This window comes from Paracoccus acridae (assembly GCF_014642735.1).
In the GTDB taxonomy this organism is placed as follows: domain Bacteria; phylum Pseudomonadota; class Alphaproteobacteria; order Rhodobacterales; family Rhodobacteraceae; genus Paracoccus; species Paracoccus acridae.
On the sequence record NZ_BMIV01000007.1, the window covers coordinates 23,611 to 35,714 of the forward strand.

Genomic DNA, 12,104 nt, shown 5'->3' on the forward strand with positions numbered 1-12,104 from the left:
CCTTTCCCATAATGAAAAGACCGGTCGCGACAAACGCTGCCACATAAGGCATGACCGGCCACAGGGGTAAAATTCATGACGGACATGTCAGCGCCGGGGAATCCACCATTCCGGCCAAGCATGCTGATCTATGATCGGCGCTATCGTTCGATGACCTTCCAGGTGATCGTGTTCATTCTGGTGATGGCCCTGGCCTGGTGGCTGGTCAACAACACCATCCGCAACCTTGCCGCGCTGGGCAAGGATTTCAACTTCGGCTTCCTGTGGCAGCGTGCGGGCTATGACATCCCGCAGACGCCGATCCCCTATACCTCGGACGACACGCATTTCCGCGCCGCCATGGTGGGCCTGCTGAACACGCTGATCGTGTCGATCCTGGGCTGCATCGCCGCGACCTTCGTGGGCATCATCGCGGGCGTGGCGCGGTTGTCGAACAACTGGCTGATCGCGCGGCTGATGACCGTCTATGTCGAGGCGTTCCGCAACGTTCCCCTGTTGCTGTGGATCCTGATCGTCTTTGCGATCTTCACCGAGGTGATGCCGCCGCCCAATGCCTTCCGGGGCGACGATCCTGCCGCATCTATGATCCTGTTCGACCATGTGGCGCTGACCAACCGCTATACCGCCATCCCGACGCTGGCGATGACCAACGATCCGGGCAGCCTGGATCTGGGCGCGAGGATCACCATCAGCTGGGCCACCATCGCCTTTGTCGTGGTCCTGATCGGCGGCTGGATCGTGCGCCGCATGATCGGCGCCTGGGCGCAGCGGGTGCAGGACCAGACCGGCAGCCGCCCCACCACCTGGTGGATGAGCCTGGCCGTGATGACCGTCCCGTCGCTGCTGCTGATCTGGTTCTTCGGCCTGCATTTCGAGGCGCCCGAACTGCGCGGCTTCAACTTCGCGGGCGGGCTGAACGTGCAGAACGGGCTGGTCGCGCTGTGGCTGGCCCTGACGCTTTACACCGGGGCCTTTATCGCGGAAATCGTGCGCGCGGGCATCCTGGCCGTCAGCCGCGGACAGTCCGAGGCCGCCTTTGCCTTGGGCCTGCGTCCCGGCCGGACCATGAACCTCGTGATCCTGCCCCAGGCATTGCGGGTGATCATCCCGCCGCTGATTTCCCAATACCTGAACCTGACCAAGAACAGCTCGCTGGCGATCGCCGTGGGCTACATGGACATCAAGGGCACGCTGGGCGGCACCACGCTGAACCAGACGGGTCGAGAGCTTGAGGCGATCCTGCTGATGATGGGGGTCTATCTGGTCCTCAGCCTGATCATCTCGGCCGGGATGAACATCTTCAATTCCCGCGTCAAGCTGAAGGAACGGTGAGATGAGCGATACCCATGCCCAGACCGTTCCCTTTGTCCGCGACACTATGCTGCCCCCGGCAGAGCCGCCCATAAAGGAGGCCGGCGCGATGCGCTGGCTGCGCGAAAACCTGTTCTCGGGCCCGGTGAACACGATCCTGACCATCCTGGGCATCCTGATCGTCTGGTTCCTGGTCAGCCATTTCTGGGACTGGTTCGCCCATTCCGTCTGGAACGCCGCCAGCCTGTCCGAATGCCGCCAGATCATCGCGGAAACCTGGGGCGAGGGGGCGCGCGGCGCCTGCTGGGCGGTGATCCGCGAACGCTGGAACCAGTATGTCTATGGCTTCTATCCGCCCGCGCTGTATTGGCGGCCCACCATGGCCTTCGGCCTGCTGTTCGTGGCGCTTGCCCCGGTGCTGTTTTCGGAAGCGCCGGGGATCCGGCGGATCGTGCTGGGCCTGACCACGGTGCTGACGCTGTGGCTGATGGTCGCCCTGGGTGCGCCTGCGGCCTGGCTGGTCTTTGCCGCCATCGTGCTGGTCGGCGCGCTGGCGATTTCGGAGCGGCATGTGTCCTGGCTGCTGGTCTTTTCCGTCCTTTATCCGCTGATGGGGGTCTGGTTCCTGTGGGGCGGATCCGCCTGGGGGCCGATCATGGTGCTGGTCGGACCGGTGCTGGGATGGATCGCCTGGCGGGTGATGCATCCCCTGTCCGGCATGGTGGCGGTCATCGCCGCCCTGGTGATCCCGGTGCTGTGGTGGGTCGGCTATGCGGGCGAGGCCGCGCGGGATGCCGAAAGCATCGTTTCATTCGCGATCCCGGCCGTCGCATCCGACCGGTTCGGGGGCTTCCTGCTGTCGATCACCATCGGTATTTCCGGGATCGCGCTGTCCCTGCCGCTGGGGATCGTGCTGGCACTGGCGCGGCGGTCGGACATGTTCCTGGTGAAATCGCTGGCGGTGATCTTCATCGAATTCATCCGGGGCGTGCCGCTGATCGCGCTGCTGTTCGTGGCATCCCTGCTGCTGAACTATTTCCTGCCGCCCGGCACCAATTTCGACATCATCCTGCGCGTGATCATCATGGTCACGCTGTTCGCCGCAGCCTACATGGCCGAGGTGATCCGGGGCGGGCTTGCCGCCCTGCCCAAGGGCCAGTACGAGGCCGCCGACGCCCTGGGCCTAGATTACTGGAAGGCGCAGCGGCTGATCGTGCTGCCGCAGGCGCTGAAGATCTCGATCCCCGGCATCGTGTCCACCTTCATCGGCATGTTCAAGGACACCACGCTGGTAACCTTCGTGGGCCTGTATGACCCGCTGAAATCCATGTCCGACGCGGTGCGCGCCAGCACGTCCTGGAAGGGCATCTACTGGGAGCCTTATATCTTCGTCGGTTTCATCTTCTTTCTGATCTGCTTCGCCATGTCGCGTTATTCGATGTATCTCGAACGCCGTCTGGCCCGCGACCACAGGTAAGGACACCGCCATGAGCGAAACCATCACCCGCCCCATCGACCGCAGCCATATGCTGGTTAGCGACGAAATCGCGATCGACATCCGCAACATGAACAAGTGGTACGGGACGTTCCATGTGCTGCGCGACATCGACCTGACCGTGCATCGGGGCGAACGCATCGTGATCGCCGGTCCGTCGGGGTCGGGCAAGTCCACCCTGATCCGCTGCATCAACCGGCTTGAGGAACATCAGGCCGGCCATATCGTCGTGGACGGGATCGAACTGACCAACGACATCAAGAACATCGACAAGGTGCGGTCCGAAGTGGGCATGGTGTTCCAGCACTTCAACCTGTTCCCGCATCTGACGGTGCTTGAGAACTGCACCCTGGCGCCGATCTGGGTGCGCAAGGTGCCGCGCCGCCAGGCCGAGGAAACGGCGATGCGCTTTCTGGAAAAGGTCAAGATCCCCGAACAGGCACACAAGTATCCGGGCCAGTTGTCGGGCGGTCAGCAGCAGCGCGTGGCCATCGCCCGGTCGCTATGCATGCAGCCCAAGATCATGCTGTTCGACGAGCCGACATCCGCCCTGGACCCCGAGATGATCAAGGAAGTCCTGGACACCATGATCGAGCTGGCCGAAGAAGGCATGACCATGCTGTGCGTCACGCATGAGATGGGCTTTGCCCAGGCGGTGGCGAACCGGGTGATCTTCATGGACCAGGGCCAGATCGTCGAGCAGAACGAGCCGCGCGAGTTCTTCAACAATCCCAAGTCGGAACGCACCAAGCTGTTCCTGAGCCAGATCCTGGGGCATTGACGGAAAGCCGGGGGCGCTTCGCCCCCCGGACCCCCCGAGGATATTTAAGCACAGAAGATGGTGGCGCGCGTCAGCCCCGACCGTCGAGGCGGACGAAGTCCATCACGCTGCCTTGGCCGGGTTCCACCTGGCTCCACTCATCCACCTGGAAATCCACGACCAGGGTGGCGCCGGTCGGATAGCGGCGGAAATCCGGGTCCAGCGGCAGGCGCGCGGGCAGAAGCGCCGCCAGTTCCGAGATCCCGGGGTTGTGACCGATCATCATCACCGTCGGATGGGTGGCGGTCTTCAGGATCGACAGCATCCTGTCGGGACCGGCCTGGTAAAGCCCCGCCTCGATCCGCACCATCGGCCGAACCTCCAGCGCCGCGCTGGCCACCATGGACCAGGTTTCCTGGGTGCGGGCGGCGGACGAGCACAGGACCTCCTCGGGCTCGTACCCGCGCGAGGCCAGCCAGTCGCCAAGCGCCCGGGCCGACCTGCGGCCCCGGTCGTTCAGCGGGCGGTCGTGATCGGGCAGTGCCGGATCATCCCAGGCCGACTTGGCGTGGCGCGTCAGGATCAGCCGTCGATGTCCAAGCGGTGTCATGTGCAGGCAGCCCCCGTTTTCAGCCAATATGGGCGCAGCCTGCCATTCCCCCGCGCGTTCGGCAAGGCGTGGTCTTACAACGACGCGTCGCCTTGCCGCAGGCCGCGTGGCCGGGTGCTGGGCGGGGTGGACCGGATCAGGCTGCCCGCCCCATGTTCGGTGAACAGTTCCAGAAGGCTGGCGTTGGGCACGCGCCCGTCCAGGATCACCACGGCCCGCACCCCGTCCTGCAGCGCCTTCAACGCGGTTTCCGTCTTGGGGATCATGCCGCCCGCGATGGTGCCGTCGGCGATCATCTCGCGCACCTGATCGGGGTGAAGCTGGGTCAGGACCTCTCCGTTCTTGTCCTTGACGCCCGCCACGTCGGTCAGCAGCAGCAGCCGGTCGGCGCGCAGCGCGCCGGCGATGGCGCCCGCGGCGGTGTCGCCGTTGACGTTGAAGGTCTCGTTGTCGGCCATGCCGGTGGCGACGGGGGCGATGACCGGGATCAGGCCCGCCTTGTAAAGATCGCGGATGATCTGGACGTTCATTTCGACTGGGCGGCCGACGAAGCCCAGTTCGGGGTCGTCCGCCTCGCAGACCATCAGGTCGTCGTCCTTGCCGCTGATGCCCACGGCGCGGCCGCCCGCGTCGTTGATGGCTTGGACGATGCGCTTGTTGACCAGGCCCGACAGGACCATTTCCACGACCTCCACCGTTTCCTTGGTGGTCACGCGCTTGCCGCGCACGAAGGTGCTTTCGATGCCCAGCCTGCCCAGCAATTCGTTGATCATCGGGCCGCCGCCGTGGCAGACGACAGGGTTCATGCCCACCTGCTTCATCAGCACGATGTCGCGGGCGAATTCGGCCATGGCGTCATCGTCCCCCATGGCATTGCCGCCGAACTTCACGACGACGACCGCGCCGGAATAGCGTTGCAGATAGGGCAGGGCCTCGGACAGGGTTCTGGCGGTGGCGGTCCAGTCGCGGTTCATGTTCTGCGTTCTCATCCTTGAAGGCCCTTTTTCGACGGGCGGACCCTAGGACGCTGCGCCGGATCAGTCCAGACGGGTTCAGTCCAACCCGGCGATGATCGCGCGGAGGGTGGCGATCCCCTGGCCCTTTTCGGACGAGGTCACGACGATCTGCGGGAAGGCGGCCGGATGCTTTTGCAACTCGGTCTCGACCTGTTCCAGAACGGGCTTGATCGCGTTCGGACCCAGCTTGTCGGCCTTGGTCAGCACGACCTGGAAGGGGACGGCGGACTTGTCCAGCAGGGTCATGATCTCGTGATCGACGGGTTTCACGCCGTGGCGCGAATCGATCAGGCAGAAGGCCCGGCGCAGCGTCGGACGGCCGGCGAGATAGTTCTTGAGCAGGGCCTGCCACTTGGCGACCACGGCGACGGGCGCCTTGGCGAAGCCATAGCCCGGAAGGTCCACCAGATAGCTGTGTTCGCCCAAGGTGAAATAGTTGATTTCCTGCGTCCGGCCCGGCGTGTTCGAGGCGCGGGCCAGGCCCTTGCGGCCGGTCAGGGCGTTGATCAGGCTGGACTTGCCCGCATTGCTGCGGCCCGCGAAGCAGACCTCGGGGCGGTCGGCGGGGGGCAGGCCGTCCATCGCGACCACGCCCTTGAGGAAATCGACTGGGCCAGCGAACAGCAGGCGCGCGGCCTCGGCCACATCCGCTTCGGGTTCGGGGGCGACGGGGAAGGCGACCTTCATGCCGTCACCTCATCGCCCAGGGTGACGGTCCCGCCGGTCACGACCTCGGCGAAGATGCCGAAGTCGGTATGGCCGTAAAGGCGTTCCAGGCTGTCCAGCATGTCGATGTCGTTTTCCCCGGTGTCGGTATTGGCGCTTGTCGCCTCGCAGCGGCCGATATGCTGGGTGACGCGCAGTTCCACGCTGCCGATGCTGATGACCTGGCCGATCAGCGCACGCTCGGCCCAGGGCTGCCAGCCGTCGATCCACAGATTGCCGCGCCAGCGGTGCAGGCCCAGCGTCCGGCCGGTGCGTTCCTCAAGATCGGCAAGGCTTGCCAGCGACAGGATCGAGATCCAGGGCCATTTCTGGTCGGTCCAGATCGCCGCCCCGCGCACGAGGCGGGTGGGTGCCGGGGCATGGGCGGGCCAAAGCGGGCGCAGCCATTCGACAAGGCGGTCGCCCTGGGTTTCCGGGTCGATATCCAGATCGGCCTGCGTCGGTTGGCGCAGCACCAGACGGCCGTCCGACCAGCCGCCGCTGATCGCTTGGACCTGCGGCGACTGGACGCCGCGCACGAAGCAGGACTTGGGCAGCCAGCGGTCGGGCTGTCCCGCCGTCTGGCTGGCCTGGGCGTTCCGTTCGCCCGCTTCGGTCAGGACCGCCCATTCGCGGTCGCCGGGCAGGCGGCGCGCCGGGGCCAGGGTCACGCTGTCCAGCCCCTCTCCGCCGATCGACTTGATCGGATGGCGGCGGATATGGGCCAGACGCGCCGTCACTTGCTGTCCTTCTTGGGACGCGACGGGATCGAGGACTTGATGTTGCCGAACAGGTCGGGCCGGTGGCCGTGCATCGACATGATCGTGTATTGCTGCGCGATGGTGATCAGGTTGTTGGTGATCCAGTAGAGCACCAGGCCCGAGGCGAAGCCGCCCAGCATGAACATGAAGATCCAGGGCATCCAGGCGAAGATCATCTTCTGCGCGGGATCGGCCGGGGTCGGGTTCAGGCGCTGTTGCAGCCACATGCTGATGCCCAGGACGATGGCCAGCGCCGGCAGCGACAGCGAATGCAGCAGCGTGCCTTGGGCGGGCGGCGCGAAGGGCAGCAGCCCGAACAGGTTCAACAGCGACGAGGGGTCCGGCGCGGCAAGGTCGTGGATCCAGCCGATCCAGGGCGCGTGGCGCAGTTCGATGGTGACGAAGATCACCTTGTAGAGCGCGAAGAAGATCGGGATCTGCAGCAGCACCGGAAGGCAGCCCGCGGCGGGATTCACCTTCTCGCGCTTGTAAAGCTCCATCATCTCCTTCTGGAACTTCATGCGGTCGTCGCCCGTCCGTTCCTTCAGCGCCTCCATCTGGGGCTGCAGTTCCTTCATCTTCGCCATCGAGATGTAGGACTTGCGCGCCAGCGGGAAGACCAGCGTCTTGAGGATGAAGGTCAGCGCGATGATCGACCAGCCCATGTTGCCGATCATGCCGTGCAGCCAGTGCAGCAGGCGGAAGATCGGCTTGGTCAGGAAATAGAACCAGCCCCAGTCGATCGAATCCACGAAGCCCTGGATGCCGGGATTTTCCTGATAGGCGTTGATGGTTTCCCAGACCTTCGCCCCCGCGAACAGATAGCTGTCGGCGGAAACCTGGGTGCCCGGCGCGACCGTCTGCATCGGATAGCGGGCTTCGGTCTGATAGATGTCCGCCCCTTCGGCGTATTTCACGACCGAGGTGAAGGCCTGGCCTGGCGCAGGGGCCAGCGTGGTCATCCAGTACTTGTCGGTGAAGCCGATCCAGCCGTTGTTCGTGACCTGCGTCACTTCGGCCCGACCCTCGCGTTCCACGGGGTCCAGTTCGGCGATGTTGTCGTATTTCAGTTCGGTCAGCGTGCCGTCCGACATCCCCACCGCGCCTTCATGCAGCACGAAGAAGTTCTGCGTGTCGGGGTGGCCATGGCGCGCGATGATGCCATAGGGCGCGGCGGTGAAAGCCGCGTCGCCGTTGTTCTGCAAGGCATGGCTGACGGTGAACAGGTAATCCTCATCCACCGAGAAGGTGCGGCGGAAGATCTGGCCCGCGCCGTTGTCCCAGGCCAGCGTGACCGGCTGACCGGGGGCCAGCGTATCGCCCGATTCCACCGTCCAGATGGTCGAAGGGCCGGGAACCAGTGCGGCATCGACGCCCGGTCCGGGGGTCCAGCCATAAACGGCATAATAGGGTTTCGCGGCGCCCGTCTGGATGGCGTCAGTGGCGGTGGCGGACGACGGCGACAGGAGGCGGACGTTGGGCGAATTGTCGTCCAGCGTCTCGCGGTATTTCACCAGCAGCAGGTCGTCGATCCGGCCACCGGCCAGCGAGATCGAGCCAGACAGCGAAGGCGTCTGGATCTGGACCCGTCCGGCCTGCTGGGCGGCAGGTGCCGCAGCGCCCAGGTCGGCGGGCAGGGTGCTGCTTTCCGGATTGGCCAGCGGCACGTCCTGGGTCTGGGTTTCCACCGCGACCGGCTGTTCCGTGGGCACGGGCGGTTCGGGCGCAAAGACCGTGTACCAAACCAGGATCACCAGGAACGACAGGACCGTCGCCAGGATCAGATTGCGGTTGTTGTCTTCCATCGCTTACCAGCCTTCTCGCGTCCGTCGCGCCGCTTCAACAGAAGGGGCGCTTAAAGGTCAAGCGGATTTGGCCCAGGGGACCAGCCACCGCAGCGTTCGTCACGCCTCTCGCAGGCGCGGGATGTCGTCGGGCGATGCCGCCGCGCCGCCTGGAAACAGCGCGGCAAAGTCGAACAGCTTCGGGTCCAGAAGATGCGACGGGCGCACGTTCATCAGCGCCCGGAACATCACCTGCCGACGGCCCGGCGTGCGGGATTCCCATTCGTCCAGCAGGCGTTTCACCTGCACGCGCTGCAGCCCTTCCTGGCTGCCGCAGAGGTCGCAGGGAATGATCGGATAGTTCATCGCGCGCGAAAACCGCTCGCAATCGGCCTCGGCCACATAGGCCAGGGGGCGCAGCACGGTCAGGTCGCCGTCCTCGTTCAACAGCTTGGGCGGCATGGTCGCCAGCCTGCCGCCGTGGAACAGGTTCATGAAGAAGGTTTCCAAGATGTCGTCGCGGTGATGGCCCAGCACGACGGCGGAACAACCTTCCTCGCGCGCAATGCGATACAGGTTGCCCCGGCGCAGGCGCGAACACAGCGAACACATCGTGCCGCCCGGCGCGATCTTGTCGGTGACGATGGAATAGGTGTCCTGGTATTCGATCCGATGCACCACGCCGCGTTCGGTCAGGAACTTCGGCAGCACGGTCGCCGGGAAGTTCGGCTGGCCCTGGTCCAGGTTGCAGGCCAGCAGGTCCACCGGCAGCAGCCCGCGCCATTTCAACTCGTGCAGCACCGCCAGCAGGGTATAGCTGTCCTTGCCGCCCGACAGGCAGACCAGCCAGCGGTCGCCGGGCCGGATCATGCCGTAATCCTCGATCGCGGCGCGGGTTTCGCGGACCAGCCGCTTGCGCAGCTTGCGGAACTCGGTCGAGGAAGGCGCGCCCGCGAACAGCGGGTGAATCTCGCCCAGGTCGTCAGTGTCGTCCAGCATGGGACTGCCTTTCGTGGTCTGGATCGGCCCCCGGCACCGGGTCATAGCCCGCGCCGCCCCAGGGATGGCAGCGTCCGATGCGCCGGGCCGCCAGCCAGCCGCCGCGGATGGCGCCGTGGCGCGACAGCGCGTCAAGCGCATAGGCGGAACAGGTCGGCTGAAAGCGGCAGGCATGGCCGACCCAGGGGGACGCGACCAGGCGATAGGCGCGCACCGGCAGCGCGACAAGATGGGCCAGCGGGGTCATGGATGGATCTTCCGCAGCGCGGTGGACAGGTCGCGGCACAGGTCGGCGAAGTCGCGGTCGATCGTCGCCTGGGGGCGGCCAACCAGCACATAATCCCACCCCAGCCGCGCGCCTTCGGGCAGGTGCAGGCGCGCGACCTCTCGCAACCGCCGCTTGGCGCGATTGCGCATCACGGCATTGCCGATCTTCTTGGAACAGGTGAAGCCCACCCGGAAGGGCAGCCCGTCGCCACGGTCGCGGGCTTGCAGCAGAAAGCCGGGCGTGCCCTGGCGCAAGGCCCGCGAGGCCGCAAGGAAATCGGCGCGCTTGGCAATGATCGGGGGCATCGACATGCGAAATGCCGCCGTGCCGTCATCCACGGGTCGCGCTTCGGCAACGGGATGGGGCAGGGGCGGCATGGGCAGAAGCCTTGGGTCCGGCGGGATGAACCCGCCGCAAGGGATCAAGCCGACAGACGCTTGCGGCCCTTGGCGCGGCGGGCGTTCAGCACGCGACGGCCACCGCTGGTGGCCATGCGGGCGCGAAAGCCGTGGCGACGCGCACGAACGAGGTTCGAGGGTTGATAAGTGCGCTTCATGGTCAGTCTCCGGGGTCGTGTTTGCGGGTGGCGGGCGGTGACGCGGGATGGCAAGATGCCACCCTGCGCGCGGACGCGCCGGTTGTTCGAAGCCCGCTGGATAGATCAGACGATCCCCGCCGTCAACCGATAAGGCGCATAATCGTGCAGACCCCTTTATCCCTTGTCAGGAACCTGCGACAGATCACATTCGTTTGATGTGCAAACCGAGCCGGTCAGGCTGAAACACGCGCCATGCCGGGCGCTGATGATCAAGATTACATGAAACTGAATACGATCTCTGGCCGATTCGCCGCACTGACGATCATCTTCGTCATGCTTGCCGAAGTGCTGATCCTTCTTCCGGCACTGGCCAGCTTCCGGCTGGACTATCTCGAATCGCGGCTGGAACGCGGGCAGATCGCCAGCCTTGCGGTGCTGGCATCGGACGAATCGCTGGCCGACGACCTGGAATCGGAACTGTTGCAGAATGCCGGGGTCTTCAACGTCGTCCTGCGGCGCAACGACATCCGGCAGCTTGTCCTGCAGTCGAAGCTTCCGGGACCAGTGACCGAGACCTATGACCTGCGAGAGCAGGGGGTGGTCCAGTCCATCGACGACGCATTGCGCGCCCTTCTGGATCGCAGGAACGAGGTGATCCGGGTGATCGGCGCCCCTGTCAACCAGGCGGGCCAGCTGATCGAGATCACGATGGAAACCGAGTCGCTGCGGGCCAGCATGATCGACTTCGGCCTGCGCTTGCTGCTGCTGTCTGCCGCCTTCTCGATCCTGACGGCGATTCTGCTGAACCTTGCCGTGCAGCGGCTGGTCCTGGTGCCGATCCGCCGCGTCATCAGCCACATGGTGTCCTATGCCCAGGCGCCCGAGGATCCGCGCCACATCATCACCCCCGACGCCAGGCTGGCCGAACTGCGCGATGCCGAAGCCGCGCTGGAGGCGATGCAGAAGACCGTGACCTCGTCGTTGAAGCAACGCGAACGCATGGCCCAGCTTGGCGAGGCGGTCGCCAAGATCAGCCATGACCTGCGCAACATCCTGACAACCGCCCAGATCTTTGCCGACCGGCTGGAAGACAGCGGCGATCCCAAGGTCCGGCGCGCCGCGCCCAAGCTGGTCAACTCGATCAGCCGCGCCGTGAACCTGTGCGAGACGACCCTGGCCTTCGGTCGGGCCGAGGAACCCGCGCCCACCTTGTCCCGGTTCAACCTGGCGCAACTGGCCGCCGAGGTGATCGAGGCCGAAACCCTGGCCGGCAGCGAAGGCCCCAGGGTCGAGTTCCTGACCGACATTCCCCCCAGCATGACGATCCGCGCCGACCGCGACCAGCTTTATCGCGTGCTGGCGAACCTGACTCGCAATGCCCGCCAGGCCATCGAGGGCACGGGCCTGCCCGGCACGGTGGAGATCGGCGCGGGCGAAAGCGACAGCGACTGGTGGATCCGCGTGGGCGATACGGGGCCGGGCCTGCCGGAAAAGGCCCGCGAATACCTGTTCAAGCCCTTCGCGGGCAGCGCGCGCAAGGGCGGCACCGGCCTGGGGCTGACCATCGCCGCCGATCTGGTGCGCGGCCATGGCGGCCGCCTGGATCTGGTCCGCAGCGACAGCGAGGGCAGCGAGTTCATGATCCATATCCCCCGTGACATGGCGATCCTGCCCATGCGCCGCATGGCCGGGGGACGATAAAATCACGAAGACGGCGTTTTTTCCGCCGACCCCTCTTGCGTCCCCCCGAACACCCGTCTACATGACCGCCCTACGACGGACCCGTAGCTCAGCTGGATAGAGCACCAGACTACGAATCTGGGGGTCGGGCGTTCGAATCGCTCCGGGTCCGCCACC

Annotated in this window: 13 protein-coding genes and 1 tRNA gene; 5 read left to right on the top strand and 9 right to left on the bottom strand. The window is 65.4% G+C overall.

Annotated elements, in window-relative coordinates; genetic code table 11:
- The first annotated feature begins 75 nt into the window (after positions 1–75).
- From IEX25_RS11480 to IEX25_RS11490, 3 genes are read left to right on the top strand one after another with little or no spacing between them, the layout of a single operon-like run.
- The gene (locus IEX25_RS11480; protein ID WP_188715186.1) at positions 76–1,332 is read left to right on the top strand and encodes an amino acid ABC transporter permease; all 1,257 of its coding nucleotides are present in this window, start codon (positions 76–78) and stop codon (positions 1,330–1,332) included.
- A gap of 1 nt (position 1,333) precedes the next feature.
- Positions 1,334–2,788 carry an amino acid ABC transporter permease gene (locus IEX25_RS11485; protein ID WP_103173000.1) on the top strand — a complete coding sequence of 485 codons (1,455 nt, stop codon included), beginning with the start codon at positions 1,334–1,336 and terminating at the stop codon, positions 2,786–2,788.
- A gap of 10 nt (positions 2,789–2,798) precedes the next feature.
- Complete coding sequence (locus tag IEX25_RS11490) at positions 2,799–3,587, top strand: amino acid ABC transporter ATP-binding protein (protein ID WP_103172999.1); 789 nt, start codon at positions 2,799–2,801, stop codon at positions 3,585–3,587.
- Positions 3,588–3,657: 70 nt separating this feature from the next.
- On the opposite strand, the gene IEX25_RS11495 is transcribed toward IEX25_RS11490, so the two are convergent.
- The 9 genes from IEX25_RS11495 to rpmH form a co-directional block, all read right to left on the bottom strand.
- Complete coding sequence (locus IEX25_RS11495) at positions 3,658–4,176, bottom strand: SixA phosphatase family protein (RefSeq protein ID WP_103172998.1); 519 nt, start codon at positions 4,174–4,176, stop codon at positions 3,658–3,660.
- Between the two features lie 74 nt (positions 4,177–4,250).
- Complete coding sequence (gene argB, locus IEX25_RS11500) at positions 4,251–5,150, bottom strand: acetylglutamate kinase (RefSeq protein WP_103172997.1); 900 nt, start codon at positions 5,148–5,150, stop codon at positions 4,251–4,253.
- Positions 5,151–5,228: 78 nt separating this feature from the next.
- Positions 5,229–5,879, bottom strand: coding sequence for a ribosome biogenesis GTP-binding protein YihA/YsxC (gene yihA, locus IEX25_RS11505; protein WP_103172996.1), 651 nt, complete (start codon positions 5,877–5,879; stop codon positions 5,229–5,231).
- Positions 5,876–6,637, bottom strand: coding sequence for an MOSC domain-containing protein (locus IEX25_RS11510; RefSeq protein WP_103172995.1), 762 nt, complete (start codon positions 6,635–6,637; stop codon positions 5,876–5,878). The genes yihA and IEX25_RS11510 overlap by 4 nt, the downstream gene beginning before the upstream one ends.
- Positions 6,634–8,463 (bottom strand): membrane protein insertase YidC, encoded by a 1,830-nt coding sequence (gene yidC, locus IEX25_RS11515; RefSeq protein ID WP_188715188.1) that lies wholly within the window; start codon positions 8,461–8,463, stop codon positions 6,634–6,636. The genes IEX25_RS11510 and yidC overlap by 4 nt, the downstream gene beginning before the upstream one ends.
- A gap of 99 nt (positions 8,464–8,562) precedes the next feature.
- Complete coding sequence (gene ttcA, locus IEX25_RS11520; protein ID WP_103172993.1) at positions 8,563–9,441, bottom strand: tRNA 2-thiocytidine(32) synthetase TtcA; 879 nt, start codon at positions 9,439–9,441, stop codon at positions 8,563–8,565.
- The gene (yidD, locus tag IEX25_RS11525; RefSeq protein ID WP_103172992.1) at positions 9,425–9,688 is read right to left on the bottom strand and encodes a membrane protein insertion efficiency factor YidD; all 264 of its coding nucleotides are present in this window, start codon (positions 9,686–9,688) and stop codon (positions 9,425–9,427) included. The genes ttcA and yidD overlap by 17 nt, the downstream gene beginning before the upstream one ends.
- A complete protein-coding gene (gene rnpA, locus IEX25_RS11530; protein WP_103172991.1) occupies positions 9,685–10,086 on the bottom strand; it encodes a ribonuclease P protein component in 402 nt (133 codons plus the stop codon). Before rnpA ends, yidD begins: the two co-directional genes overlap by 4 nt.
- 44 nt (positions 10,087–10,130) lie before the next feature.
- The gene (gene rpmH, locus IEX25_RS11535; RefSeq protein ID WP_103172990.1) at positions 10,131–10,265 is read right to left on the bottom strand and encodes a 50S ribosomal protein L34; all 135 of its coding nucleotides are present in this window, start codon (positions 10,263–10,265) and stop codon (positions 10,131–10,133) included.
- Positions 10,266–10,526: 261 nt separating this feature from the next.
- On the opposite strand from rpmH, the gene IEX25_RS11540 reads away from it, so the two are divergent.
- Positions 10,527–11,948, top strand: coding sequence for a sensor histidine kinase (locus IEX25_RS11540; RefSeq protein WP_103172989.1), 1,422 nt, complete (start codon positions 10,527–10,529; stop codon positions 11,946–11,948).
- 77 nt (positions 11,949–12,025) lie between these two features.
- Positions 12,026–12,102: transfer RNA gene (locus tag IEX25_RS11545), tRNA-Arg, on the top strand.
- Positions 12,103–12,104 lie beyond the last annotated feature (2 nt).